This is a genomic window from Flavobacterium difficile, assembly GCF_011392115.1.
GTDB lineage: Bacteria > Bacteroidota > Bacteroidia > Flavobacteriales > Flavobacteriaceae > Flavobacterium > Flavobacterium difficile.
In genome coordinates, this window is record NZ_JAAJBT010000002.1 from 1 (window position 1) to 26,616 (window position 26,616).

General features: G+C 31.7%; 21 protein-coding genes. 13 read left to right on the forward strand and 8 right to left on the reverse strand.

The genetic code is table 11. From position 1 onward, the window contains the following. Nucleotides 1-334 precede the first annotated feature (334 nt). Nucleotides 335-724, reverse strand: a complete 390-nt coding sequence (locus G4D72_RS02870) for a PUR family DNA/RNA-binding protein (protein WP_166076104.1) — start codon at nt 722-724, stop codon at nt 335-337. Nucleotides 725-795: 71 nt separating this feature from the next. After that, nucleotides 796-2,559: an ABC transporter ATP-binding protein gene (locus tag G4D72_RS02875; RefSeq protein WP_166076105.1), complete on the reverse strand. Its 1,764-nt coding sequence runs from the start codon at nt 2,557-2,559 to the stop codon at nt 796-798. A 176-nt stretch (nt 2,560-2,735) separates the two neighbouring features. Here G4D72_RS02875 and G4D72_RS02880 point away from each other — a divergent pair, with 176 nt between their 5' ends. From G4D72_RS02880 to yajC, 4 genes are all read left to right on the forward strand, one after another. Continuing rightward, nucleotides 2,736-3,842: a Glu/Leu/Phe/Val family dehydrogenase gene (locus G4D72_RS02880; protein ID WP_166076106.1), complete on the forward strand. Its 1,107-nt coding sequence runs from the start codon at nt 2,736-2,738 to the stop codon at nt 3,840-3,842. Between the two features lie 76 nt (nt 3,843-3,918). Next, nucleotides 3,919-4,860: a transcription antitermination factor NusB gene (gene nusB, locus G4D72_RS02885; protein ID WP_235922438.1), complete on the forward strand. Its 942-nt coding sequence runs from the start codon at nt 3,919-3,921 to the stop codon at nt 4,858-4,860. A gap of 9 nt (nt 4,861-4,869) precedes the next feature. After that, complete coding sequence (locus G4D72_RS02890; protein WP_166076107.1) at nt 4,870-5,325, forward strand: DUF1573 domain-containing protein; 456 nt, start codon at nt 4,870-4,872, stop codon at nt 5,323-5,325. Nucleotides 5,326-5,350: 25 nt separating this feature from the next. Then, on the forward strand, nt 5,351-5,623 hold the full coding sequence (gene yajC / locus G4D72_RS02895) for a preprotein translocase subunit YajC (RefSeq protein ID WP_166076108.1): 273 nt from the start codon (nt 5,351-5,353) through the stop codon (nt 5,621-5,623). A gap of 115 nt (nt 5,624-5,738) precedes the next feature. Here yajC and pepT read toward each other — a convergent pair whose 3' ends face one another. The 3 genes from pepT to G4D72_RS02910 all read right to left on the reverse strand — a co-directional run bounded on the left by pepT (nt 5,739) and on the right by G4D72_RS02910 (nt 9,395). Then, nucleotides 5,739-6,986 (reverse strand): peptidase T, encoded by a 1,248-nt coding sequence (pepT, locus tag G4D72_RS02900; protein WP_166076109.1) that lies wholly within the window; start codon nt 6,984-6,986, stop codon nt 5,739-5,741. Between the two features lie 81 nt (nt 6,987-7,067). Then, nucleotides 7,068-8,060 (reverse strand): energy transducer TonB, encoded by a 993-nt coding sequence (locus G4D72_RS02905; protein WP_235922439.1) that lies wholly within the window; start codon nt 8,058-8,060, stop codon nt 7,068-7,070. Nucleotides 8,061-8,168: 108 nt separating this feature from the next. Then, on the reverse strand, nt 8,169-9,395 hold the full coding sequence (locus tag G4D72_RS02910; RefSeq protein WP_166076110.1) for a Glu/Leu/Phe/Val dehydrogenase dimerization domain-containing protein: 1,227 nt from the start codon (nt 9,393-9,395) through the stop codon (nt 8,169-8,171). Between the two features lie 105 nt (nt 9,396-9,500). Between G4D72_RS02910 and G4D72_RS02915 the strand changes: the two genes are divergently transcribed. Together G4D72_RS02915 and G4D72_RS02920 are read left to right on the forward strand one after the other, a co-directional pair. Next, the gene (locus tag G4D72_RS02915; protein WP_166076111.1) at nt 9,501-10,094 is read left to right on the forward strand and encodes a TetR/AcrR family transcriptional regulator; all 594 of its coding nucleotides are present in this window, start codon (nt 9,501-9,503) and stop codon (nt 10,092-10,094) included. Between the two features lie 50 nt (nt 10,095-10,144). Then, on the forward strand, nt 10,145-10,981 hold the full coding sequence (locus G4D72_RS02920) for an alpha/beta hydrolase (RefSeq protein ID WP_166076112.1): 837 nt from the start codon (nt 10,145-10,147) through the stop codon (nt 10,979-10,981). 171 nt (nt 10,982-11,152) lie between these two features. Here the strand turns inward: G4D72_RS02920 and G4D72_RS02925 are convergent, their stop codons facing one another. After that, nucleotides 11,153-12,217, reverse strand: a complete 1,065-nt coding sequence (locus G4D72_RS02925; protein WP_166076113.1) for an anhydro-N-acetylmuramic acid kinase — start codon at nt 12,215-12,217, stop codon at nt 11,153-11,155. Nucleotides 12,218-12,313: 96 nt separating this feature from the next. On the opposite strand from G4D72_RS02925, the gene G4D72_RS02930 reads away from it, so the two are divergent. Beyond that, complete coding sequence (locus G4D72_RS02930; RefSeq protein ID WP_166076114.1) at nt 12,314-13,453, forward strand: acyl-CoA dehydrogenase; 1,140 nt, start codon at nt 12,314-12,316, stop codon at nt 13,451-13,453. Nucleotides 13,454-13,501: 48 nt separating this feature from the next. On the opposite strand, the gene G4D72_RS02935 is transcribed toward G4D72_RS02930, so the two are convergent. Both G4D72_RS02935 and gldJ read right to left on the reverse strand, forming a co-directional pair. Further along, nucleotides 13,502-14,785: a UDP-N-acetylmuramoyl-tripeptide--D-alanyl-D-alanine ligase gene (locus tag G4D72_RS02935; protein ID WP_166076115.1), complete on the reverse strand. Its 1,284-nt coding sequence runs from the start codon at nt 14,783-14,785 to the stop codon at nt 13,502-13,504. 62 nt (nt 14,786-14,847) lie between these two features. Beyond that, nucleotides 14,848-16,578 carry a gliding motility lipoprotein GldJ gene (gldJ, locus tag G4D72_RS02940; protein WP_166076116.1) on the reverse strand — a complete coding sequence of 577 codons (1,731 nt, stop codon included), beginning with the start codon at nt 16,576-16,578 and terminating at the stop codon, nt 14,848-14,850. A gap of 192 nt (nt 16,579-16,770) precedes the next feature. Here gldJ and porU point away from each other — a divergent pair, with 192 nt between their 5' ends. From porU to G4D72_RS02970, 6 genes are all read left to right on the forward strand, one after another. Continuing rightward, complete coding sequence (gene porU / locus G4D72_RS02945; RefSeq protein WP_166076117.1) at nt 16,771-20,640, forward strand: type IX secretion system sortase PorU; 3,870 nt, start codon at nt 16,771-16,773, stop codon at nt 20,638-20,640. 92 nt (nt 20,641-20,732) lie between these two features. After that, nucleotides 20,733-21,929, forward strand: a complete 1,197-nt coding sequence (gene porV / locus G4D72_RS02950) for a type IX secretion system outer membrane channel protein PorV (RefSeq protein WP_166076118.1) — start codon at nt 20,733-20,735, stop codon at nt 21,927-21,929. An 88-nt stretch (nt 21,930-22,017) separates the two neighbouring features. Next, nucleotides 22,018-22,500, forward strand: coding sequence for a cytidine deaminase (gene cdd, locus G4D72_RS02955; RefSeq protein WP_166076119.1), 483 nt, complete (start codon nt 22,018-22,020; stop codon nt 22,498-22,500). Between the two features lie 133 nt (nt 22,501-22,633). Beyond that, on the forward strand, nt 22,634-23,635 hold the full coding sequence (gene pdhA, locus G4D72_RS02960; RefSeq protein WP_166076120.1) for a pyruvate dehydrogenase (acetyl-transferring) E1 component subunit alpha: 1,002 nt from the start codon (nt 22,634-22,636) through the stop codon (nt 23,633-23,635). 3 nt (nt 23,636-23,638) lie between these two features. Continuing rightward, the gene (locus tag G4D72_RS02965) at nt 23,639-25,258 is read left to right on the forward strand and encodes a pyruvate dehydrogenase complex dihydrolipoamide acetyltransferase (protein ID WP_166076122.1); all 1,620 of its coding nucleotides are present in this window, start codon (nt 23,639-23,641) and stop codon (nt 25,256-25,258) included. A 104-nt stretch (nt 25,259-25,362) separates the two neighbouring features. Then, nucleotides 25,363-26,616, forward strand: coding sequence for an NAD(P)/FAD-dependent oxidoreductase (locus tag G4D72_RS02970; RefSeq protein ID WP_166076123.1), 1,254 nt, complete (start codon nt 25,363-25,365; stop codon nt 26,614-26,616).

The window sequence follows — 26,616 nt, forward strand, 5'->3', positions numbered from 1 at the left end:
TCCCAACGGGACATTTTTTTTAATCTGAACTTGAATCAGATTCTTTATGAGTTTATTGCAGTAAACTCCTTCTGAAATCCTTCGCGTTAGTGGGTGAAGTGGCATCCTTTTTTTTGTTGTTGTCCTAATTTACCTATCTAAACACCAAACGCCTTCAACAAAATAAAAGATAGAACGTAACATACGACCTCGTTGTAAAATTAACGTGTGGTATAATGAATACTTCTCTAACGAGGGAACGCTCTAAAAAAGAAATGTGTGTTATCTAATTGACTTAAATTAAATATGATAAGTGGAATAAAAAAAAGCACTTCCAAATGAAAGTGCTCTTTTGTTATATATCGTCGAAATTAATATCTGTATAACTATTTGTAGATGTTGAAGTAATTTCTTCTTCTTGTTGTGTTGAGTCAGAATAGTCGGATTCTTTTTTGAAGTCTTTTTGATGTCTTTCAGAAATTACTTCTTCACCTTTATGATTAATTACATATTCTGTCATTTCACTTAAAATTTCATTGAAAGCGGCAAAATCTTCTTTGTAAAGATAAATTTTATGCTTTTTGAAATGATACGATCCATCTTCTTCTGTAAATTTTTTACTTTCAGTGATGGTAATGTAGTAGTCATCAGCTTTTGTTGCTCTTACATCGAAGAAGTATGTTCTTCTTCCAGCTCTTAATACTTTAGAAAAAATGTCTTTTTCTAATAATTCTTTGTCAATCATAATCCTTCGTTCAATTATTAGTTTGGTTTAGTGTTTCAAAAATCTAAAAAAAAATAATAGTAAACAATTTTTTAAGCATTTTCTTTTTCAGAAAGTTGTTTTAAATACAAATCTTTGTAAAATCCTTCTTGTGTGACTAATTGATTATGAGTGCCTTGTTGGACTATTTCACCTGAATCTAATACAATAATTTTATTTGCATTTTTAGCTGCTGAAGCGCGATGTGTAACTATAATTGTAGTTTTTTTATTAAATAATGTTTTGAAATTATTTATTATTTTTTCTTCTGTTTCTGTATCAACTGCACTTAAACAATCATCTAAAATTAAAATAGGAGCTTCTTTAATAATGGCACGAGCAATTGAAACTCTTTGTTTTTGTCCACCTGAAAGAGTGATTCCTCTTTCTCCAAGTATGGTATCGTATTTGTTGTGAAAGGATTGAATATTACTATCTACAACGGCCATTTTCGCTGCTGATATTATTTCTTCATCTGTAGCGTTTTCTTTACCAAATTTAATATTGTTTTTAATTGAATCTGAAAACAAAAAAGGATCTTGTGGTACAATACTCATACTGTTTCTTAGGTGAAATAAATCGTAAGAAGTTATGTTGTAATTATCAATTTTTATTTCTGATTTTTCTTTTACATCATGTATACGACATAATAATGACAAAATAGTAGATTTACCAGAGCCTGTTTTTCCCATTATAGCTATAGTTTCTCCTTTTTCAATTGTAAAATTAATGTTTTTTAAGGCTTGAATATTTGTGTCTTCATAGGTATAGCTTACATTTTTGAAAGTAATTTTTCCTTCTATATCTGTTTTAATATTTCCTGTATTTTGAATTTCAGGTTCTTCCAATAAAAATTCATTGATTCTTTTTTGAGAAGCTTCTGCTTCCTGAACTAATGAGGAAACCCAACCAAAAGAGGCAACTGGCCACACTAACATTCCAATATATAAAAGAAATTTGGCAATTATACCGATATCTTTTATTTCACCTTTTACATACATTTGTCCGCCTACATATATCACAATTAAATAACTTAAACCAATTAATAAAACCATCAATGGTCCAAATAAAGCTTGTGTTTTTGCTAATGATAAGTTTTTCTTTTTACTAATTTGCGAAAGTTTCGTAAAATAATTGTTTCTGTCATTTTCTAATGCGTATGCTTTAATAATACGTATTCCCGAAAAGAATTCTTGAGTAAATGAAGAAAGTGTGGATAAATTTTGCTGATATTCGGTACTTTTTTTATTAATTTTTTTACTTAAAATAAAAATGCTGTAGGATAAAATTGGTAAAGGCAATAGCGAATAAATAGTCAGTTTTACATTAATTGCCGACATACTGATAATAATAGCTGCAAATCTAATTACAGTATTTATAGTGTACATAACGGCAGGGCCAACATACATTCTTACTTTTCCCACATCTTCGCTTATGCGATTCATTAAATCGCCAGTTCTATTTTTTTTATAGAAGTTTTGAGATAGATTTTGATAATGATTAAAGATTTCATTCTTTAAATCAAATTCTACATAACGAGACATAACAATAAGTGCCTGGCGCATAAAAAAGGTTAATAATCCTGCAATCAATGTAAAAACAAAAATTAGAGCAATATTTTCAAGCAATTCTTTTTTTAAGAGAGAAGTGTCTTTATTTCCTGATTTTAGAAAAGTTTCAATAGAAGAAATTGATTTTCCAACTAATTCTGGAGTATATAATGCAAAAATTTGTGCTACTATTGTAATAATTATTCCAAATAAAAATCGGTATTTGTATTTTGCGAAATATTTATTTAAATATCGTAATTCTTTCATTTAAAGTGATATAATTAAAAGTTTTTATGTTTTTTCTTTGTTTTTTTAAGTGTTTTCAAATTAATATTGCATCATTTTAAATTATTGTATTCGTAAAAATAAAATAAAAAACAAGAATTATTTATAATTTATATATAAATTTGTATCTTATTATTGATAAAAAATCAAACACACTCATGACAACAGATGTAATAAATTCAAATGAACTACATAAAGTAGATCCTGTTTTTGGTCAAATTTCTTTTGATGGACACGAACAAGTTGTTTTTTGTAATGACAAAGATACAGGTTTAAAAGCAATAATTGGAATTCATAATACAGTTCTTGGTCCGGCACTTGGTGGAACTAGAATGTGGAAGTATTCTAACGAATGGGAAGCTTTAAACGATGTATTAAGATTATCTCGCGGGATGTCTTTTAAATCTTCTATTTCAGGTTTAAATTTAGGTGGTGGTAAAGCTGTTATTATTGGTGATGCTAAAACAGAAAAAACTCCTGAATTAATGCGAAAATTTGGTCAGTATGTAGATTCTTTATCAGGAAAATATATTACTGCTGAAGATGTCGGTATGGAAACAAAAGACATGGATACCGTAAGAGAAGTAACTAAATATGTAACTGGAATCTCTGAAAGTAAAGGTGGTTCTGGAAATCCTTCTCCAATTACTGCGTATGGTGTTTTTATGGGAATGAAAGCGGCTGCCAAACATAAATTTGGTGTAGATACTTTAGCTGGTAAAAGAGTTTTAGTTCAAGGAATAGGCCATGTTGGTGAAGTTTTAGTACAACATTTAACGAATGAAGGTGCGATGGTAACTATTTCTGATATTAATGAAAATAGATTACATGAAGTTGGTTCGAAATACGGTGCAAAAATTTTTACTGGAAACGATTTATATAGTTTAGATGTTGATATTTATGCGCCATGTGCTTTAGGAGCTACTATTAATGATGATACTATCAGCAAAATTCAAGCAAAAGTAATTGCTGGAGCAGCTAATAATCAATTAGCCAATGAAGTAATTCACGGTAAATTATTAAAAGAAAAGGGTATTTTGTATGCTCCAGATTTCTTAATCAATGCTGGTGGTGTAATTAATGTATATTCTGAATTAGCAAATTTAACAGCTGCGCAAGTAATGGAAAAAACAGAAAATATTTATAACACAGCAATGGATATTTTCAATTTATCAGATGTTCAAAATATTACAACACATCAAGCGGCTTTAAATATCGCTCAGAAAAGAATTGATGACCGAAAAAAAGAATTAGAAAACAAATAATTCTTTAAAATAAAATATTGTAAATTTGTCCCGATGATTTTTTTATCATCGGGATAATTTTTTAAAGTTCTTAGCCATGCTTAACAGAAGACATTTTAGAGTAAAAGTGATGCAAACCATCTATGCCATGCATCAACATGAATCTGATTCATTAGATAAAGAAGAAAGATTTTTATTACAAAGTATTGATAATTCTCAGGATTTGTATTTACTAATGCTTTCCATTTTCGATGAGTTACAATTGAAAGAAAGAACCTATTTAGAATTAGCTTCAAAAAAACATTTGGCTACCAAAGAAGAACAAAATCCAAATTATAAATTTGTAAATAACAGCTTTTTCAAAATTCTAGCCAATCACACTGCTTTTTATGATAAGTTAGAAGAAAGAAAAATCGATAATTGGAAGCGTAACGACGATTGTATTATCTTTTTATTAGAAGCTATAAAAACTTCTGATTTATACAAAAGATATATGGCTGTTGAAACGACAGAATTTAAAAAAGACATTTTCTTCATGTATGATGTTTTTAATGAAATTATCGCTCCCAACGAAAAATTATATGACTATTTGGAAGATTATAAAATAACTTGGGTAGATGATATTCCGGTTATTAATACTTTACTTTCTAAACAAATTAAGGCGATTAAAAGTTTCGAAGATACAATAGAATTACCTCAAGTTTTTAAAGATTTAGACGATAAAGAATTTGTTAGAAATTTATTCAGAAAAACAGTTTTAAACGAAGTAGAATTTGCCAAAGAATTTGAAAATAAAACACCAAATTGGGATAAAGATAGAATCGCAGAATTAGATACGATTATTCTTAAAATGGCCATTTGTGAATTATTGAAATTTCCATCAATTCCAGTGAAAGTAACTTTAAATGAATATTTGGAAATTTCTAAAGAGTATTCTACACCAAAAAGCAGTATATTTATAAACGGAATCTTAGATAATTTGGTAAAAGATTTTAAAGCTTCAGAAAAATTAAAAAAATCTGGTAGAGGATTATTATAAATTAGTAATATGAAAAAAATAGTTAACGTTATTTTAGTTACCTCTTTAGTAGTAACTTTTTCTTGTAAAAAAGAGTCTAATGATTCAGAATCTTCAGTTGTAAGAAGTTTACAAGAAAATGCCAAAGTGCCAAAAACTAAAATTGAATTTGATAGAGAAATTCATAATTTTGGTCAAATTTCACAAGGCGAAATTGTTGAAACTACAGTTTCAATTAAAAATATTGGTGAAAACGATTTATATATTGTAGATGCTCATGGTTCTTGTGGGTGTACTGTTCCTGAAGTTACAAAAGAAGCCATCGAACCAGGAGAATCTGCTCCAATAAAAGTAAAATTCGATTCTAATGGAAAATCTGGTGAAGTAACTAAAACAGTTATGGTTACTTGTAATACTGCAAAAGTTGTTGAGAATTTTAAAATTAAAGCAAGTATAAGATCTAGTGATAAATCACAAAAAAACTAATAAACGAATCTTTAAAAACTAAGAAATGGATCCAATGTTAATTGTACAATTGGTATTAATGATAGGAGTGTTTTATTTCCTAATTATTTTGCCAAAAAATAAGAAATTAAAATTAGAAAAAACTTTTTTAACTAATTTGAAAGCAGGTGATAAAATTATTACAATTGCCGGTATTCACGGTAAAGTTTCTGAAATTGCCGAAACTACAATCGTAATGGAAACTATGTCTGGAAAATTGAAAATTGAAAAAAGCGCTATTTCAGCAGAAATGAGTTTGAAATTAAACGAAAAAAAATAATATTTTTACATTTCAAAAAAAATAAATCCCAAATTCCAAACTGTAAAACAGAAGAATTTGGGATTTTATTTTATGGAATATCCAATTTTGAGATTTGGAATTTTTAAGTTGGGATTTACTTTTTATTCTGAATTGCATTTAATTCTGCAATCTTCACAATCACTTCAATTGCTTTTTGCATACTTTCTACAGGAACATATTCATATTTTCCATGAAAGTTATGTCCGCCAGCAAAAATATTCGGACAAGGTAATCCCATAAATGATAAACGAGAACCATCAGTTCCACCACGAATTGGCTTAATTAAAGGCTTGATGTTTAATTCTTTCATGGCTTGTTCGGCTAATTTTACAATATGCATTACTGGTTCTACCTTTTCGCGCATATTATAGTATTGATCTTTTATTTCTAAAACAGCAATGGCTTCACCAAATTGTTTTTGATATTTTTTGTTAATTTTCGCCACAACTTCTTCTACATACTCTTTGCGTTTTTCAAACTTCTTACGGTTATGATCTCTAATAATTAATTGCACTAAAGTTTCTTCAATGCTTCCTTGAATATTTGTAACGTGATAAAATCCTTCGTAATTTTTAGTTGTTTCTGGAGTTTCGTCTTTTGGTAATTTAGTAATAAATTTATTAGCTAATAGCATCGAATTTATCATTTTTCCTTTAGCATACCCAGGATGAACGCTTTTACCTTTGAATGTAATTTTTACACCTGCAGCATTAAAGTTTTCGTATTCTAATTCTCCAATTTGACTTCCATCCATAGTATAAGCCCAATCTGCACCGAATTTTTCTACATCAAAATGATCTGCTCCACGGCCAATTTCTTCATCTGGAGTAAAACAAACTTTTAATGTTCCGTGTTTAATTTGTGGATTTTGAACTAAATACTCCATTGCAGTCATAATTTCTGTAATTCCTGCTTTGTCATCAGCTCCCAACAAGGTTGTTCCGTCTGTGGTGATTAAAGTTTGTCCTTTATATAACAACAAATCTTTAAAATAAGAAGGTGAAAGAATGATGTTTTTCTCTGCATTTAATACGATATCACCACCATCATAATTTTTAATAATTTGTGGTTTAACATCTTTTCCTGTGAAATCTGGAGTCGTATCAAAATGAGATACAAAACCGATAGTAGGTACTTCGTAATCTAAATTACTTGGTAAAGTTGCCATTACATAGGATTTATCATCAATTGAAACATCTGACAAACCTATATGTTTTAATTCTTCTGCTAATTTATTAGCTAAATCCCATTGTTTAGCTGTACTTGGAGTAGTATTAGATTCTGGATCCGATTCTGTATCAACAGTTACATATCCAATAAAACGATCAATTATATGTTGCATCTTTTAGTGTTTTAAGAGCTGCAAATATAGTAAAAAGTACGAAGTTAGATTTACGAAGTTTGAAGTAAGATTTACGATATTTTAATATGAAAAATTATAAGTAATATTACCAGTTTGTCTATCGGCTGCTGATTCACTTGGTTGCCAGGTAGTTTGTAAGGCATATTTTTTTGCTAATGCAATTAAACAAGCATCTGCTGTTGAACCTTTTGCGTTTGAAGCTGATATGGTTTTTCCAGATTTATTTACAGTAACTTCAATGACTACTCTACCTGCTTGATTACAATCATTTGATGTTGGTGGAATGTACGCTACACGTCTTCCAGATAAAGAATAATTTGTACCTTTTCCATTTCCACTGCCGTTTCCACCACCAGACCCTGAACCACTTCCAGATCCAGACCCTGTTCCGTTTCCAGATCCGTTTCCACCACCGTTTCCACCTCCAGAACCACCACCGCCATAGTATCCATTTGAGTTGGTATTTCCATTTGCAGAACCTTGATTTCCTGATGTAGCGCTGTTTCCGTCACCACCTTTGTTTTTTCCTTTTAGCATATTACTTACCGTACTATTGTTTTTTTTAACGGGAGTTTTTACTGATTCAACAGGTTTCTCGGTCGGTTTTTTGTCCTTTGGTTTGTTTTTTACTTTTGGTGGAGTTGTCACTTCTGCACCAACATTATCTTGAGTTAAAATTTCTTCTGGCGTTGCTTCTTCTGGCTCTGAAGCAATGTTTTTCATATTAACTTCTAACGTTTCATTCAAATAATCATCGCCTTTGCCAAAATCAGTATCACCATAATTAAGCGAAACGCCGCCACCGCCACCGCCTTGAGCTATTAACATTTCAGTTTTACCATAAGGAGGCCAAAAGCGAAGAAAAAACAATAAAATTAAAATACTGCTAAATGAATAGATGGTAATTATTAGGGATTTTCTAGAATCAGAAAAATTTTGTTTTTTTAAATATTGAATCAAAACATATAAAACTACAGCCAATATCGCAAATATAAGTAGCAACATTGAACCGTGATCATTGATGTATTTTAATATTTTTATAGATTTTCTCATTCAATCAGATTATGTATAATAACGAATAAAAGTACTAAAAATTGTTTAAACAAAAAAACTACGTCAAAAATTATTCCAACGTAGTTTTATAAAGGTATTGTGGTGTGTTTATACCAATTGTTTCAAGGCAATTTCATAAGCTCTTGCACTGATATTTGTTTTACTTGAATTAGCGTCAAATGTTTTTTGAATCGCATTTCCAATTATTTCAGAAGCGTCATTAAAGATAGCTTCGTCTGTCATTTGTACTTTTTTCTCCATGAAATAGGCAAAAACTCTCGCCATTCCACAGTTTGAAATGAAATCTGGAATTAAACTTACTTTGTTGTCTGTTTCTTCCATTATTGGCCCGTAGAAAATTTCCTTATCAGCAAAAGGAACATTCGCGCCGCATGAAATAACTTCTAAGCCATTCGCAATCATGTTTTCTACATTATCTTTAGAAACAATTCTTGAAGCCGCACATGGCGCAAAAATTTGAGCTCCAATTTTCCAGATTTTATCATTAATTTCTGCGAAAGGAATCATTTGGTCAGAAACTAATTTATTACCATCTTTATTTCTGAATAATTCTGTAACTTCTTCAAATGTGAAACCATTTTCATTAATTACACCGCCATCTCTGTCGATAATTCCAACTACTTTAGCACCCATTTTTGCTAAATAAAAGGCTGCCGCTGAACCTACATTTCCAAAACCTTGAACTATGGCTTTTTTACCGATAACGCTTCCACCGTAAATTCCGTAGAAATGTTTCACCGCTTCGGCAACACCATAACCTGTAATCATATCGGCTACAGTATATTTTTTTGATAAATCTGGAGTAAATTCTCCGTTTTCAATCACTTTAATTACACCCTGACGCAATTGCCCAATTCTGTTAATTTTATCTGCTTCAGTAGGTTTGAAGTGTCCGTTAAAAACCCCTTCTTGCGGATGCCAAACACCACAATCTTCAGTCATTGGAATTACTTCGTGAATTTCATCTACATTTAAATCTCCACCCGTTCCATAATAGTTTTTTAATAATGGAGAAACAGCTTTGTACCAACGTTCTAAAACACCTTTTTTGCGAGGATCTGCTGGGTCAAAATTAATTCCAGATTTTGCTCCACCAATAGCCGGACCAGATACTGAAAATTTGACTTCCATAGTTTTCGCTAATGAAAGTACTTCGTTCTGGTCTAAACCAATTCTCATACGTGTTCCTCCACCAGCAGCACCACCACGTAATGAATTAATTACTGTCCAGCCTTCTGCTTCTGTTTCTGGGTCTTTCCAGTTGAATACAATTTCAGGTTCTTTATTTTCGAATTTATGAAGTAAGTCTTTCATATTTTAGGTTGTTAATTTTGATATGCAAATTTAGTTTTTTCACCCAATCAAAAAAGAAATTTTACTTTTTTTTTGTTAATTTGATACCGATTGGTATCTTTGCGTATGCGAGCATCAGAAATAACAAAAGCAAAAGTGCTTAAGGAAGCCACAAACCTTTTTAATACAAAAGGATATAAATCTACGTCGTTAAGCGATATTACTGAAGCTACAGGTTTTACAAAAGGTGCGATTTACAGACATTTTGAGAATAAAGAAAGTCTTGAAATTGAAGCTTTTCAAAAAATGATGCAAGCTATTTTCGTAGCTTTAAATGAGAAAATTAAGGCTGAAAATAACACAAGAGACAAGCTTTTTTGTGTGTTGAATTTGTTTCAAAGTTACATTACAAATCCACTAATTATTGGTGGTTGTCCTCTGTTAAATGTTGCTGTTGAAGTAGACGATACAAACCTAGAATTGAAGCAAAAAGCACAACAAGCTTTATCTGTTTTTCGTGATTCAGTTGAGAAAATTATAATCAATGGAAAAACGCACAAACAAGTAGGTGCTTTAGTAAACGAAAAACTTGTGGCTACCGTATTGATTTCTACCCTTGAAGGTGGCGTGATGATGAGTAAATTAGAAAATTCTAACTCAGATATTGAGATTGTGGTCAATCATTTAAAAAATTGGATTGTTTCCGATATATTACTGTAAAAAAATTTAACTAATTTGATACCAATTGGTATCTTTAAAATAAAATTATGATGAATTTTAAGATAATAATGCAAAAATTATTGGGATTTTATTTCAATTTATTGTCATTTGTATACCCAAAAAAGCTAAAAAAGGATGGATTTTTACTTTTTTGTAATCCGTTTGCACGAAAAGTAAAACCACATCAATTAGAATTTTTGCAAAAGGGAATGTCGGAAGTTTTAGATTTAGAAGGATTTCAAATTCAAACATATAAATGGGGTAGTGGTTCTAAAAAAATATTGCTTATTCATGGTTGGTCAAGTCATTCCTTTCGTTGGAAAAACTATATTGAACATTTACTTAAAAATGATTTTACCGTTTATGCCTTAGATGCCCCAGCTCACGGTTTGTCTTCTGGTAAATCTATTCATGTGGTTTTGTATGCGAAAGTAATTGACGCTTTTTTAAAAATGAATTCAGAAATTTCATTTATCATTAGTCATTCTATTGGTGGATTTGCCACAACCTATTTTCTAGATCATTACAAAACTCATAATCTTGAAAAGGTGGTCATAATGGGAGCGCCAGGAGAAGCCTCTGATTTTTTCGATTTTTATAAACAAACATTAGGCTTAACAACAAAATCTCTGCAATTAATTATTGATGAATTTCATGCACAATTAGGAAAAACTCCTAGTTATTTTTCAAGTGCTAGATTTGCTGAAAGTATTACTATTCCAGCGCTAATCGTACACGATAAAAATGATTTGGCTACGAATTATAATTATTCTATTCGGCTAAATAAGCATTGGAAAAATAGCGAATTAATTTTAACAGAAGGTTTAGGACACGATTTAAAAAGCAAAGAATTAATAAAAAAAGTTACTGATTTTATTAAAAACTAAAATGTGTTAGTTTAATGTTCAATCTAATTATGCATTTGATAAATTAGTTTGTTAACTTTTTTGGCACCACTTGGTGGATGGTTAAAAATTATAAATTTCGAATTAATTTTAATTATCTTCTATGGAATGATTTTTTTAGACATTTCGTTAAGAATTCGTGGCAACAAAATACTATTGATAAATTTCACCAGAACTATGATCCTGTTTAGCACCAGTTACACTCGCTAAAACATTAGTTTCGTTTCGTAATTTTAACACACCAAGTAAGGCAAAAATTAAAGCCTCCTTAAATCGGATTGTTTTTTCGTTTGGAATGATAATTTCAATTGTTGGCAAATGAGCTTTCATTCTTTCAATTAGAAAATTGTTGTACACACCACCACCAGAAATTAACAATTTTCCAGATTTTAATTTTAGAATTTTTCCGATTTGAAACGCTATGTGTTCAGTAAACGTTCTCATTTTATCTTCTGTTGCAATTGTATAACTTTCTAAAATTGGTAAAACAGTTTCTTTTACAAATTCAAAACCAAGTGATTTTGGAAAGGATTTGTGGTAAAATTCTAATTGATTTAATTGTTCAAACAATTCAGAATTTAAATGTCCAGTTTCAGAAATCTTGCCTTTATCATCATATTCTAATCCGAAAGTATTCGCATAAAAATTTAAAACGGTATTAACTGGAGAAATGTCAAAAGCAATTCTTTGTTGGTTCATTTCGAAAGAAATATTTGAAAATCCACCTAAATTAAGACAGTAATCATATTCTGGAAATAAAATTCTATCACCAATTGGAACTAGAGGAGCGCCTTGACCGCCATATTTCACATCTTGAACACGAAAATTACAAACCACTTTTTGTTTAACAATGGACGCAATTTGCGGTAAGTTTCCTATTTGAAGTGTGTAGCCCTTTTCTGGCTGATGTAAAATTGTATGTCCATGCGAACAAACAGCATCAAGGTTGTTAATCTTATTTTTTGTAATAAAGTCAGCAATTATGTTTCCTAAAATATTGGTATATTCAATATTTAAATCTGAAAGTTCATTTTCGTTGAAATTAATGCTATTTTTTAGTTTCGAAATAAGTTCAGGGGTATAAGAAATGGTAGTGCATTCGTAAATTTCATACGACCATTTGTGTTGATTTATTTCAAATTTTATATGTGCCAAATCAACTCCATCTAATGAAGTCCCCGACATTACACCGATAACGTTATAGTTCTGCTTAAACATGGGTTAAAAATACAATTTCTTATTGAAAATTTCATATTAAATAACTACATTTGAGCGAAATTTTTAAGAGATATTCAATTAACTTATAGTAAAATAATGGATTTTAAATTAAACGAAGAGCAATTGATGATTCAACAAGCAGCTAAAGATTTTGCTGTTACAGAATTGTTACCGGGAGTTATAGAAAGAGATGAACATTCAATCTTTCCAACAGAGCAAGTTAAGAAAATGGGCGAACTTGGTTTTATGGGTATGATGGTTGATCCAAAATATGGTGGTGCTGGTTTAGATAGTATTTCATATGTTTTAGCCATGGAAGAAATTGCTAAAATTGATGCTTCTGCGGCAGTAATTATGTCTGTAAATAACTCATTGGTTTGTGCCGGTTTAGAAAAGTATGGTACTGAAGAACAAAAAATTAAATACTTAACACCATTGGCAAAAGGTGAAGTTATTGGTGCTTTTTGTTTGTCTGAGCCAGAAGCAGGTTCTGATGCTACTTCACAAAGAACTACTGCAATAGATATGGGTGATCATTATGTTTTGAATGGTACGAAAAACTGGATTACTAATGGAGGCACAGCGTCTACATATTTAGTTATTGCACAAACAGATGCATCAAAAGGTCATAAAGGAATAAATGTACTGATTGTAGAAAAAGGTATGCCTGGTTTTGAAGTAGGTCCAAAAGAAAAGAAAATGGGAATTAGAGGTTCTGATACACATACTTTATTATTTAATGATGTAAAAGTTCCAAAAGAAAATAGAATTGGTGAAGATGGTTTCGGATTTGCTTTTGCTATGTCAACATTAAATGGAGGAAGAATTGGAATTGCTTCTCAGGCTTTAGGAATAGCTCAAGGTGCTTATGAATTAGCTTTAAAATATTCTCAAGAGCGTGTAGCGTTTAAAAAACCTATTTTCCAACATCAAGCTATTGCTTTCAAATTAGCTGATATGCATGTTAAAATTACGGCTGCGAGATTGTTAATTCATAAAGCAGCTGCTGAAAAAGATTTAGGTGAAGATATTGCACATTCAGGAGCGATGGCTAAATTATATGCTTCTGAAATTGCCTTAGAAGTAGCAAATGAAGCGGTTCAAATTCACGGAGGTAATGGTTATGTAAGCGAATATCATGTAGAAAGAATGATGCGTGATTCTAAAATTACTCAAATTTATGAAGGAACATCTGAAATTCAAAGAATTGTAATTTCAAGAGGTTTAGTTTCGTAGTTTTCGAAATAGAAATAAAAAAAAGGCAACCTAAATGGTTGCCTTTTTTTATAATAAATCTAAGGTTCTCTCTAGACTCATTCCACGTGAGCCCTTTATTAGTAAGAAGCTGTTTTCGCTTATTTGATTTGGAAATGCAGATTGAAAAGACTCAAAAGTTTCATGAAAAGTCATGTTGGTGTTTGCGTTTTTATGTGCAAAGAAATCTTTACCAATAAAGTGAAATTTGATGTCTTCATGATGGAAACAAAATGCAACAAGTTTATTGTGTTCTTCTGAACTCTCGTTACCTAACTCGAACATGTCGCCTAAAATAGCAACTTTGTTTTGTTCTTCTAATTGAAAAAAGTTAGTTAGAGCTGCATTCATGCTACTCGGATTGGCATTGTAAGCATCCAATATAATTTTATTTGAGTTTTTTTCTAATAGCTGAGAACGATTGTTATTAGGAATATAGTTTTCCAATCCGAATTTTATTTTCTCATTCGAAACCCCAAAATGTTTTCCAATTGTAACGGCTGCATTTATGTTATTTGCATTGTATAATCCGATTAAATGCGATTGAATTGTAGTGTCTTCAAATTCAATCTTTACCATAGGATTAGTTTCTATGTTTGTTATATTTACAAAATTATTAGGCGCATTGTAACCAAATGTGATTCGTTTTAAGTTTTCAGTTTTTTCGTTTTGAATGGAATCATCCGTGTTTACAAATACAGTTTTGTTGTTAGAAGAAAGAAACTGATATAATTCACTTTTTCCTTTAATGACACCTTCAGTTCCGCCAAATCCTTCTAAATGTGCTTTTCCAAAGTTAGTAATGTAGCCATAATCTGGCTGACAAATTTCGCAAAGCATTTCAATTTCTTTTTGATGGTTGGCACCCATTTCTACGATACCCATTTCTGTTGAAGTGTCAAATGAAAGTAAAGTTAGAGGAACACCAATATGATTGTTCAAATTGCCAATTGTAGCTTTGGTATTAAATTTTTGGGATAGTACAGCGTAAATTAATTCTTTTGTGGTAGTCTTTCCGTTGCTACCTGTTAATCCAATTATGGTAATATTTAATTGATTTCTATGGAAGTTTGCTAAATCTTGTAAAGCCGTTAATGAGTTGTCAACTAAAATAAATCGGTCATCTATTTTGTATTCAGCTTCATCGATTATGGCAAATTTAGCGCCATTTTCTATGGCACTTAACGCAAATTTATTTCCATTAAAATTGTCGCCTTTAAGAGCTACAAATAAGTTGTCTTTTTGAATTTTTCTATTGTCTGTTGCAATTCCACTTGATTGCAAAAAATAGTTGTAAATTTCTTTTCTTTCCATAGTGCTAAAATAAAAAAAGCCCTTTAAAATTAAAGGGCTTTTTTAAAATATTTTAAGAATTATTATCCTCTTACGTTTCCTCTAGGAGTTTTCTTATTGGATTTTGGTCCAACTTTAGACATTGCACATCTGAATCCAATGTAGTCTGTTGCCATATCTTGTGGGAAATATCTTCTAGAAGCTGGGTCTAACCAGTAAGCTCTATCTCTCCATGAACCACCTTTGTAAACTCTAACATTATCATCCACTAATGTAGTTCTGTTGTCTGCTTTATCAAATTGCTTGATTTGGTTTCCAGCACTGTCTACAGAAATTTTGTGTAATGGTGACTTGTACATTCTTTTGTTAGGATCATTTGCTTTTTCTTTCTCTTCTTCAGAAGATCCGAAATCAAAGTATCTAGTAGATTGTCTGTCTCCATCTCTGTAATTTCTGTTATCAGATTTGTCGAAATTTTGTCTTAAATAGGTTTCGTTATCATCAACTGGTACTTGTGCAATAGATCCTGGGAAATTTCTTGCCATCAATTTACCATTAGGTAATGTATCGTATTGAATGTTGTCAACAGTTACTAATTCAACAGTTCCATCTTCACCAATTTTATTTTTTGTGTAAACGTTACCTCTGAAATAGTTGAAATCATTTCCTTCATCATCAATAATAGGTCTGTAAACATCTTGAACCCATTCTGCTACGTTTCCAGCCATATCATATAAACCGAAATCATTTGGAGGATATGCTTTTACATAGTTTGTAATATCAGCACCATCATCAGACCATCCTGCAATTCCACCATAATCACCTTTGCCTTGTTTAAAGTTGGCTAATTGGTCACCTCTCATTTGTCTTTTACCAGAACGAGTGTATTGTCCTTTCCAAGGATATTTCTTTTGTCCTTTGTAAATATTATATTCTCTATTTCCTACTAAAGCTAGAGCCGCATATTCCCATTCTGCTTCTGTTGGTAATCTATACTCTGGTAAAATTATACCTGAACTTCTTTGTGCATAAACATTTTTAGCTTCAGTACTACCGCCATCTGCTTTTGCTCCTTTTGCTGGTCTTCTTCCACTAGATTTTTGACCCATTGGTTTTTTTAGTACAATTTCCTCATTTCCAGCAAAAGTTTTTGATGGTGAGTTGATGTAAGATTCAGTATCAAAATTTGATTCAGCAGTTACATCAGCACTAATTTTGTTTCCTTTTTTAAGATATCCTTCTTTTTCAAGAATATTTTCATTTACACGATTTGTTCTCCATTCGCAAAACTCTGTTGCTTGAATCCAGTTCACTCCGACTACTGGGTAATTAGCATAAGCTGGGTGTCTTAAATAGTTATTTGTCATCGTTTCGTTGTAACCTAAACGATTTCTCCAAACTAAAGTATCAGGAATTGCTCCATTGTATATATGCTTGTAATTTTCTTCTGTTGGAGGATAAACTGATTTTACCCAGAATAAATATTCAGCGTACATCATATTTGTTACCTCAGTTTCATCCATGAAGAAAGATTGAACGTGCTGCTTAGTAGGACTGTTATTCCAGTCGTGCATTACATCATCTTCAACTTTTCCCATTGTAAAAGCACCACCTTCAATAGAAGTCATTCCCGGAGGAGTTTCTTGTTTTTTGAATTTTGTGTTATACTGGAAACCACCTTTTTTGTCGTTGATTTGCCATCCAGTTGCAGTAGAGCCACCTTTAGTGCTTCCCTTTTTGCTACAGCTGGTAAAACCTATTGCTATAGTCAACGCTAATAACAATTTTAAAGTCATAATTTTAGTAACTTTCATACTTTTGTAGGTAATAATTTAAGTGCCGCAAGATAGTAATAAACCATTAATATGCAACAAAAAAATAAAAAAAAATTAAACATTAACTTAACTCGATATTATAATAACGTTCAGAGATGTTAAATATTGTATAAATTCACATATTTATTTATAAATAGCAATATTTTTTTTTATTTTGCGTTACTTAATTCTATGAAAAACTTTTTTATAATATTATTTGTAGTTCCAATTTTGACTTTTGCTCAAAATTCTAAAGTCTTTACCATCAATTGGAAAGATAATTCATCCCTAATTATTGGTGATATCAAGTATAATTTACCTCATTTTGATTCTCAAAATTTTGATTTTGATCCTGCTAATAAAACTGTCAAATATGTCAATGCTTTCAATGTTGAGGGTATAGTTACAGATCAAAATGCTTCTCTGATTAATGTTTCATATGAAAGTATAAATGTTTCTGATTTAGGGGTTCTGAATGTTTCAAAATTAGCCTCTAAATTAGACTTTATTTCTTTTTCATCTTTTGCTAGAGAGCAGTCTGTACTTTCTTTCAGTTTTAATCCAATACTCAAAGATGGTCTTAATTATAAAAGAGTTAAGTCGTTTACCGTTAATTATGTAGTTTCAAATTCAAATAAACAAGCAAACAATAACTCAGTAAATGCTATTCAGAATTCTGTTCTTGCTTCTGGTTCATGGCATAAATTTTATGTCGAAAAATCTGGAGTTTACAAATTAAGTAAGACTTTTTTACAAAGTATTGGAGTCAATGTTTCTGTCGATCCGAGGAATATTAAAATTTATGGAAATGGTGGTCGAATGTTGCCTTTATTAAACAATATTCCTTATCCTTTTGACTTAGAAGAAAATGCTGTACAATTCATAGGAGAAGAAGATGGTGTTTTTAATGACAGTGATTTTATTTTATTTTACGCTGAGGGTGTTGATACATGGAATTCAGAAAGTTTAACACATGTCAATCAGTTTTCAGATAGGTCTTATTATTATGTAACGTCATCATCTGGAGTAAGTAAACGCATACAGCCATTTGTGGAGCCTTCTTCAACTCCAAATTTAATTTTATCTAACTACGATGGGTATCAATTTCATGAAGTAGATTTAGTTAACCCAGGAAAAATAGGAAGAAGATGGTTTGGTGAATCTTTTGATGTAGAAGAAAGTCAAAATTTCGATTTCACTTTACCAAATTATGTTTCAAACACTCAGGTTTCAATTTCAGCTAATTTTGCAGCTCTTTCTTTTGTTTCGACTTCTTTTAAAGTAAAAGCAAATAATGTAGAAATTGCCACTGTTCCTATTCTTGCAGCATCTGGTTCATCTCTAGGTTATGAAAATATTTTGAATACGAATTTTACGCCAACAAATAATTCAGTTTCAATTAATGTAGAATTTAATGATAATGGTGTGCCATCTTCAAAAGGATATTTAGATTATATTGTTTTAAAATATCCTGCAGAATTAAAAGGGTATGGCAAACAATTTCTTTTTTCAAATAGTTTGGTTCAAAATAATATCGGTGTTGGTCAGTTTACAATTTCTAATGCTTCTAATGTAAAATCTGTATGGGATGTTTCTGATATTTATAATGTCACTAAAATTGATAATTCATCTAGCTCAATAATTTTTAAATTGCCATTAGGTGGTCAAAAAAAGTTTATTGCAGTAGATTATTCGGATTTGTATAGCCCTTTATCGGATTCTGACGTTGTAGTAGCAAATCAAAATCTAAAAGGGACCATTTTCAAAAACAGTCAAGGTGTTTTTGAGGATATTGATTATTTAATTGTTACTCCTTCATATCTTACATCTCAAGCAGAGAGTTTAGCAAATTTTCATAGAAACAATTCTGGAATGAGAGTTAAAGTTGTTACATTACCAACTATTTACAACGAATTTGGTGGTGGTAAACAAGATGTTGCTGCAATTAGAAATTTTGTAAAATATGTTTATGATAATGCCTCTAGTATATCAAATAGAGTTAAGTATTTGAACCTTTTTGGTGACGCCTCTTATGATTTTAAAAGTAGAATTATTAACAATTCTAATGTAGTGCCAATTTTTCATGGTTTTTCGGTTGCACAATCTTTAAGCCCAAATAATAATAGTAATCTTTCATTGTTTTCTTCCTTCATGTCTGATGATTTTTTTACATTGATGGATGCTAATGAAGGTGATATGCAATCAACTGCGGATTTGATGGATTTAGCGGTAGGAAGAATGCTTGTAAATTCAAATGTTCAAGCTGCAGAAATGGTGAATAAAGTTTATGAATACCATCAAGAACAATCCTATAAAAGATGGAGAAACAATCTAGTATATTATTCAGACGATCCCAACCCATTCATTCCTAGTGACTGGTTTTTGCAAAGAGACTTGAATAATTTAGCGGATCAGGTAGCGGCAGCAAATCCTTTTTTTAACACCAACAAAGTTTACATAGACGCTTACCCGCAACAAGTTAGTGCTGGTGGGCCCAGATATCCTCAAGCTAAGAAAGCGTTTATCGATGCCATTGAATTGGGTGCTTTGGTTGTTAATTATTACGGGCATGGTAATGAAGAAAGTTTTGCTGTAGAAAGAATTTTTGAAAAAGCAGATGCTCAAGCTTTAAATAATAAAAATAAATACCCATTATTTATTACTATTACTTGTGAATTTACCCGATTTGATGACCCAAATCGTCCTACTGGTGGCGAATTTATGTATTGGAATAAAGAAGGAGGAGCAATTGCTTTGCTGGCAACAACTAGACAAATCGGTCAGAATTTAGGAATTGTTTTAAATGAGCAGGTTTATGATAATTTGTTTACGATGGAAAATAATTCTTATTTGACTATCGCTGAAAGTTTAAGGAGATCTAAAATAGCTGTTGGAAGTTCTAATAAAAGGGTGGTTTTTTACATTGGTGATCCTGCTTTAAAATTAGCTATTCCAAGACCTAAAGTAGTACTTACAAAAGTTAATGGAGAAGATATAAATACAACAACTCTTAGTTTACAAGCCTTATCACTAGCTACTTTATCGGGTGAGGTTTTAGATGAAAATGATGTTTTAATTTCTAATTATACTGGTGATTTAGCAGTTCAAGTATATGATAAGAATTTAAATAGGTTAACTCTAGATAACGACAACACTTCACTTCCGCCATACAATCAACCAAAATTAAATTTCTCGACTCTAGGAGAAGTTATTTACAGAGGAAACGCATCTGTAATTGATGGTAAATTTGAATTTAGTTTTGTGGTGCCGCAAGATATCCAAATTCCAGTTGGAAATGCTCGAGTAAGTTTTTATGCTAAAAGAAATAATCCAATTTTAGAAGACCAAACGGGTTACAACAATCAAATAAGAGTTGGTGGTGTAAATGTTGCAGCACCAGCCGATACAACGCCTCCAAAGCTTAAGTTGTATATGAATGATACTAATTTTGTTAGTGGAGGTATTACAAATGAGTCGCCAATTTTCTTGGCGTTTTTAGAAGATGAAAATGGGATTAATACAGCCAGTGGAATCGGACATGATATTGTAGCGATACTAGATGGAAATGAAAATAATCCATTTATTTTAAATGATTATTATGAAACAGAGACTGATAATTATAAAAAAGGAAAAGTTACCTATCCTTTTAGAGATTTAGCACCTGGTTTACATACCATTTTATTTAAAGCATGGGATGTTTATAATAATTTAATTACTGGTGAAATTCAGTTTGTGGTTATTGGTGATGGGGATTTAGAGCTCAAAAATGTATTAAATTATCCCAATCCATTTGTAAGTTATACAGAGTTTTGGTTCAATCACAATCGTCCTTTTGAGCCTTTAGATGTTCAAGTGCAAATTCTTACAATTACAGGTAAGATAGTGAAAACAATAAATCAAACCGTTGTAAATGAGGGTTTTACTTCAAGAGATATTAAATGGGATGGAAAAGACGACTTTGGAGATAAAATTGGTAAGGGCGTTTATGTTTATAAGTTAACTGTTAAATCGTCTGTAACAGGCAAGAAAACAGAAAAAATAGAAAAACTTGTAATCCTATAAAAAAAATGTATATTTGTTGGCTTGCATAAAAAAAATATAATTATTGAAATAAAATTACATCTGAAACAAATAGTATTAACCAAATCAAACAGATGAAAAATCTAATTAAATTATTACCAATCCTTTTAGTTGCTCAATTTACTAAAGCACAAGATAGAGTAATTACTACTGGAGTTCCCTTTTTATTAATTGCTGCAGATGCTCGTTCAGCTGGTTTGGCAGATATGGGTGTAGCAACTTCTACTGATGCGTATTCGCAACAGTATAATCCTTCTAAATATGCTTTTTCAAAACAGCAACAAGGATTTTCTATGAGTTATACGCCATATTTAACAAGTATTGCAAACGACATTTCTTTAGGTCAAATAACTTATTTTAATAGGTTTAACGACCGTATGGCTTTTGCGGGAAGTTTACGTTATTTCGGTTTAGGAGATATCGAATTAAGAAATTCTTTCGATGATCCTGGAAGAACTGTAAGTCCGAATGAATTAGCGATTGATGGTTCTTATTCATTGAAGTTAAGTCCAGATTTTGCGATGGGAATTGCTGGTAGATACATTCGTTCTAATTTGAAAATTCCAGATGCAAATACAGATTCAAGACCCGCTTCTACATTTGCAGTTGATATTTCAGGTATTTATCAATCCGAAGAAGAAGCCTATGATAGTTTCAATGGGAAATGGAGAGCAGGTTTCAATTTTCAAAACCTAGGACCAAAAATCTCATACGATAACGATCAATTAAATGAAAACTTTATTCCGGCTAACATGCGTTTAGGTGGTGCTTTCGATTTTATTTTTGACGATTACAATAAAGTTAGCGTAATTGGAGAAGTTACTAAATTATTAGTGCCTACTCCACAAATTGCTGGTTCTCCTATAGACACAAACGGTGATGGCGATTTTACAGATCCTGAAGATGTAACGCAATCTGAACAAAATGCTATAAACAATCAAGATTATAGAAATATCAGCTGGACAAGTGGTATTTTTCAATCTTTTGGAGATGCACCTGATGGTTTTTCGGAAGAATTAAAAGAGTTTACCTGGGCTTTAGGTGCAGAATATTGGTATCAAGATTCCTTTGCGCTTAGAACAGGTTATTTTAATGAAAGTGTAGAAAAAGGAGCTAGAAAGTATTTAACTTTAGGCGCAGGTTTTAAGTACAATATAGTTAATATTGATGTGTCTTACTTGTTTTCAGCATCTAAGGTAAGAAATCCGTTAGAGAACACTTTACGTTTTTCTCTGACTTTTAATTTCGGTGACGAATACGATGACAATTAATAGTTTAAATAATCATAAAAAATCCAAATTCAATTTTTTTGAATTTGGATTTTTTTTCCTAAAAAAATAAATAATAGCTCATATCAATATGAAGGAAATACAAATAGCAACTAAATTATCAGTTTTTGAGTCTTTTGATGAATTGTCTTTTTCAGAAAAAGAATATATGAATCAGGCCATTGAAATCAGAAAGAAAGCCTACGCGCCCTATTCAAAATTTCAAGTCGGAGCGGCAGTAGTTTTAGATAATGGTGTTGTTTTACAAGGTTCAAATCAGGAAAATGCAGCTTACCCATCTGGATTGTGTGCAGAGCGTGTTGCGATTTTTTATGCGGGTGCGAATTATCCTAATCAAAAAATTGTGAAATTGTTTATTTCTGCAACACCTTCAGATAGAGATTCTGAAAATCCAATTCCACCTTGCGGATCTTGTCGTCAGTCTATCGCAGAATATGAAATCAAACAAGATTTACCTATTGAAATTTATTTTATGGGAGCAAAAGGAGCGGTTTATAAATCAGATTCATTAAAAAATTTATTGCCTTTTATGTTTGATAAAAGTAATTTATAACGATTTCGTTAATAAAAAATAAATTAAATCCATTAATTTCTAAATTTAAGCCTCAATTAATTTTTAGAATAAAATACGTTGTAGTATTTTTGTGGTTCGTAAAAAATAAAATTAAACAAACAAATCAATTATAATGAAACCAATTACAAAAGAAGTATATCTAAAATGGTATGAAGACATGCAGTTTTGGAGAAAGTTTGAAGACAAATTAGCTGCGTTATATATACAACAAAAAGTAAGAGGATTTCTTCATTTATATAATGGACAAGAAGCTGTTTTGGCAGGTGCATTACATGCTATGGAGTTAGGCGGAAAAGATAAAATGATTACCGCTTACAGAAATCACGTACAACCAATTGGTATGGGTGTAGATCCAAAAGCAGTTATGGCTGAATTACTTGGTAAAGTAACTGGTACTTCAAAAGGTATGGGTGGTTCAATGCATATTTTCGCAAAAGAACAAGGTTTTTATGGAGGTCATGGTATCGTTGGTGCACAAATTCCTGTTGGTGCAGGTATGGCTTTTGCTGATAAATATTTCGAAACAGGCGGAGTTACTCTAACTTATTTTGGTGATGGTGCTGCTCGTCAAGGTTCATTGCATGAAGCTTTCAATATGGCGATGTTATGGAAATTACCTGTTGTATTTATTTGTGAAAACAATGGCTATGCGATGGGAACTTCTGTGGAAAGAACAGCCAACCATACAGATATTTGGAAATTAGGTTTAGGTTACGAAATGCCTTGCGGACCGGTAGACGCTATGAACCCAGTTAAAGTAGCAGAGGCAATGCATGAAGCGATAGAAAGAGCTCGCAGAGGTGATGGCCCAACTTTCTTAGAAATGAAAACCTACAGATACAGAGGGCATTCTATGTCGGATGCGCAACATTACAGAACTAAAGAAGAAGTAGAAGAATATAGAAAAATCGATCCAATTACGCAGGTTTTAGATGTGATTAAAGAAAAAAATTACGCTACAGATGCAGAAATCGAAGCAATCGATCAAAGGGTTAATGATTTAGTGGCAGAGTGTGAAAAATTCGCTGAAGAATCTCCATTCCCAGAAGCGCAACAATTATACGATGTTGTGTATGAACAAGAAAATTATCCATTTATTCCTCACAGACTATAAATTATGGCAGAAAAAATCACAATGCCGCGCTTAAGCGACACGATGACGGAAGGAACTGTAGCAACCTGGTTGAAAAAAGTGGGTGACACCATTAAAACAGGTGAAATTTTAGCAGAAATCGAAACCGATAAAGCTACAATGGAATTTGAATCTTTTTACGATGGTGTGTTGTTACATATCGGAATACAAGAAGGTGAATCAGCTCCAGTAGATTCATTATTAGCTATTGTTGGAAAAGCAGGTGAAGATATTTCAGCTTTATTATCTGGAGATGCTCCAAAAGTTGAAGAAACTCCAGTTGCAGAAGTAAAAGCTGATGCTCCAGTAACTGCTCCAGCTAAAACTGAAATTCCAGCAGGAGTTAAAGTGGTAACTATGCCGCGTTTGTCAGATACGATGACAACAGGAACAGTAGCTACTTGGTTAAAAAAAGTTGGAGATACTGTAAAAGAAGGAGACATTTTAGCTGAAATTGAAACCGATAAAGCTACAATGGAATTCGAATCTTTCAATGCAGGTACTTTATTATATATTGGTGTTGAAGAAGGTGGAACAGCTCCAGTAGATACTATATTAGCTATTTTAGGACCAGCAGGAACAGATGTTTCTGGAATTGCTGCTAATTACACAGTTGGTGGTAATGTTGAAGCTCCAAAAGTAGAAGAAGTTAAAGCTGAAGCGCAAACTGAAGTAACTTCAAGCACTCCAATTGCAGCTTCTAACCCTAATGAGAGAATTTTTGCCTCGCCTTTAGCTAAAAAAATTGCTTCGGAGAAAGGAATCAATTTAGCTCAAGTAAAAGGTTCGGGTGAGAACGGTAGAATTACAAAATCTGATGTAGAAAACTTTATTCCTTCAACAGTAAGTGCTCCAGTTCAAACCGTAGCTGAAACCTCTGTAGAGGCTGCTGCTCCAGCAAAAGTTTTTGTTCCAAACGGAGAAAAATTTACAGAAGAAATCAAAAATTCGCAAATGCGAAAAATTATAGCGAAACGTTTAGCAGAATCTCTATTTACAGCACCACATTACAATTTAGTAATTGAGGTGGCTATGGATGAAGCTATGAAATCTAGAGCCGTAATTAATACTGTTCCAGATACTAAAGTTTCCTTTAATGATATGGTGATTAAAGCCTCAGCTATGGCTTTGAAAAAACATCCAAAAATTAATTCACAATGGAGAGAAGATGCAATTCTTATCAATCACCACGTGAATATTGGTGTAGCTGTTGCCGTTGAAGACGGATTAGTAGTACCAGTTTTAAACTTTACAGACCAAATGAGTTTGTCTCAAATTGGCGCTGGAGTTCGTGATTTAGCAGGAAGAGCAAAATCTAAAAAATTATTACCAACGGAAATGGAAGGTAGTACTTTCACCATTTCTAACTTAGGTATGTTCGGAATCACAGAGTTTAATTCGATTATCAATCAACCAAATTCTGCTATCTTATCTGTTGGAGCTATTGTTGAAAAACCAGTAGTTAAAGACGGACAAATTGTAGTGGGTAACACCATGATGCTTTCTCTAGCTTGCGATCATAGAACGATTGATGGTGCAACAGGAGCTCAGTTTTTACAAACTTTAAAACAATTTATTGAAAATCCAGTTACTATGTTAGCTTAATTTTTAATTTAATTATATAAAAATCCCGTCTCGTAAATACCTGACGGGATTTTTGGTTTATGTACGTTTAATTAGTATTTTTAACGTTAGAATTATAAGTAACAATGAAACCAACTATTACTATCATAGGAGCCGGTATTTCAGGATTAACTGCGGCTGTTTATTTACATAAAAAAGGCTATCCCGTACAAATTTTCGAAGCAACAGATCGCGCTGGTGGTCGAATCAAAACAGATCTTGTTAATGGTTTTCGCTTAGACAGAGGTTTTCAAGTTTTGTTAACCGAATATCCAGAAGCTAAAGCCTTGTTAGATTATAAAAAATTAAAGCTGAAAAGATTTTTGCCTGGTGCAAAGGTTTTATATGATGGGGGACAGTTTGATATTGCCGATCCATTCCGTAGACCTTCTTCTTTGTTTTCAACCCTTTTAGCACCAGCAGGTTCCATAAAAGATAAAATAAATACTTTTTTGCTAAAAAATAAATTAGTTAAACTATCACTTCCTTCTTTGTTTAAGCAGCCTCAAACGGAAACCCGTTTAAAATTAAAAGAATATGGTTTTAGTGACACCATGATATCACGCTTTTATCAACCTTTTTTCTCAGGAATATTTTTAGAAAACGAATTGAAAACGTCTAGCAATATGTTCGATTTTGTCTTAAAAATGTTTTCGGAAGGTGATGCTGCTATACCGGAATTGGGTATGGAAGAAATTCCAAAACAGTTAGTCGAAATGCTTCCTGAAGATACGATTCACTATCATCATAAAGTTGTTGCCATCGAGAATAATTCAATACATTTTGAAAATGGAACTATTTTACCAATTGAAAAAGTCATTATAGCTACAGAAGCTACTGCTTTTGCAAGTTCTTATATACCGAAAGAAAAACAAAATTTTCAACAAGTTACCAATGTTTATTTTGAAGCGGAAGAAGCACCAACTCAGCAAGCAGTTGTGATTTTAAATGCCTCAACAACTAAAAAATGGGTCAATAATATTACTGTCATGTCTAACGTTTCAGAACATTATGCGCCAAAAGGAAAAGTTTTACTTTCTGTTTCGTACAACGGAATTCCTTCAGAAGACGATGCCATTTTATCAGAAAATATGAAAGCGGAATTGAAACAATGGTTTGGTCAACAAGTAGACAAATGGAATCACTTGCAAACCTACCGAATTCCGTATGCTTTGCCTAATCAAGAGCAGGTTTCCGATGAAGTGATAACTTCACAAATTCAAATTAATGATACGCTATTTATCTGTGGTGATCATTTACTAAATGGTTCCATCAACGCAGCCATGAAAACAGGGCGTGTTACAGCAGAAGTTATTCACCAACAATTCACAAATAATTAA

Coding starts and splice junctions, on each gene's coding strand:
- G4D72_RS02970 (WP_166076123.1), top strand. CDS start 25,363: ATGAAACCAACTATTACTATCATAGGAGCCGGTATTTCAGGATTAACT.
- G4D72_RS02905 (WP_235922439.1), bottom strand. CDS start 8,060: ATGAGAAAATCTATAAAAATATTAAAATACATCAATGATCACGGTTCA.
- G4D72_RS02880 (WP_166076106.1), top strand. CDS start 2,736: ATGACAACAGATGTAATAAATTCAAATGAACTACATAAAGTAGATCCT.
- G4D72_RS02870 (WP_166076104.1), bottom strand. CDS start 724: ATGATTGACAAAGAATTATTAGAAAAAGACATTTTTTCTAAAGTATTA.
- cdd (WP_166076119.1), top strand. CDS start 22,018: ATGAAGGAAATACAAATAGCAACTAAATTATCAGTTTTTGAGTCTTTT.
- G4D72_RS02890 (WP_166076107.1), top strand. CDS start 4,870: ATGAAAAAAATAGTTAACGTTATTTTAGTTACCTCTTTAGTAGTAACT.
- porU (WP_166076117.1), top strand. CDS start 16,771: ATGAAAAACTTTTTTATAATATTATTTGTAGTTCCAATTTTGACTTTT.
- G4D72_RS02910 (WP_166076110.1), bottom strand. CDS start 9,395: ATGAAAGACTTACTTCATAAATTCGAAAATAAAGAACCTGAAATTGTA.
- G4D72_RS02920 (WP_166076112.1), top strand. CDS start 10,145: ATGAATTTTAAGATAATAATGCAAAAATTATTGGGATTTTATTTCAAT.
- G4D72_RS02925 (WP_166076113.1), bottom strand. CDS start 12,217: ATGTTTAAGCAGAACTATAACGTTATCGGTGTAATGTCGGGGACTTCA.
- G4D72_RS02935 (WP_166076115.1), bottom strand. CDS start 14,785: ATGGAAAGAAAAGAAATTTACAACTATTTTTTGCAATCAAGTGGAATT.
- nusB (WP_235922438.1), top strand. CDS start 3,919: ATGCTTAACAGAAGACATTTTAGAGTAAAAGTGATGCAAACCATCTAT.
- G4D72_RS02965 (WP_166076122.1), top strand. CDS start 23,639: ATGGCAGAAAAAATCACAATGCCGCGCTTAAGCGACACGATGACGGAA.
- yajC (WP_166076108.1), top strand. CDS start 5,351: ATGGATCCAATGTTAATTGTACAATTGGTATTAATGATAGGAGTGTTT.
- G4D72_RS02930 (WP_166076114.1), top strand. CDS start 12,314: ATGGATTTTAAATTAAACGAAGAGCAATTGATGATTCAACAAGCAGCT.
- porV (WP_166076118.1), top strand. CDS start 20,733: ATGAAAAATCTAATTAAATTATTACCAATCCTTTTAGTTGCTCAATTT.
- G4D72_RS02875 (WP_166076105.1), bottom strand. CDS start 2,559: ATGAAAGAATTACGATATTTAAATAAATATTTCGCAAAATACAAATAC.
- G4D72_RS02915 (WP_166076111.1), top strand. CDS start 9,501: ATGCGAGCATCAGAAATAACAAAAGCAAAAGTGCTTAAGGAAGCCACA.
- pepT (WP_166076109.1), bottom strand. CDS start 6,986: ATGCAACATATAATTGATCGTTTTATTGGATATGTAACTGTTGATACA.
- gldJ (WP_166076116.1), bottom strand. CDS start 16,578: ATGAAAGTTACTAAAATTATGACTTTAAAATTGTTATTAGCGTTGACT.
- pdhA (WP_166076120.1), top strand. CDS start 22,634: ATGAAACCAATTACAAAAGAAGTATATCTAAAATGGTATGAAGACATG.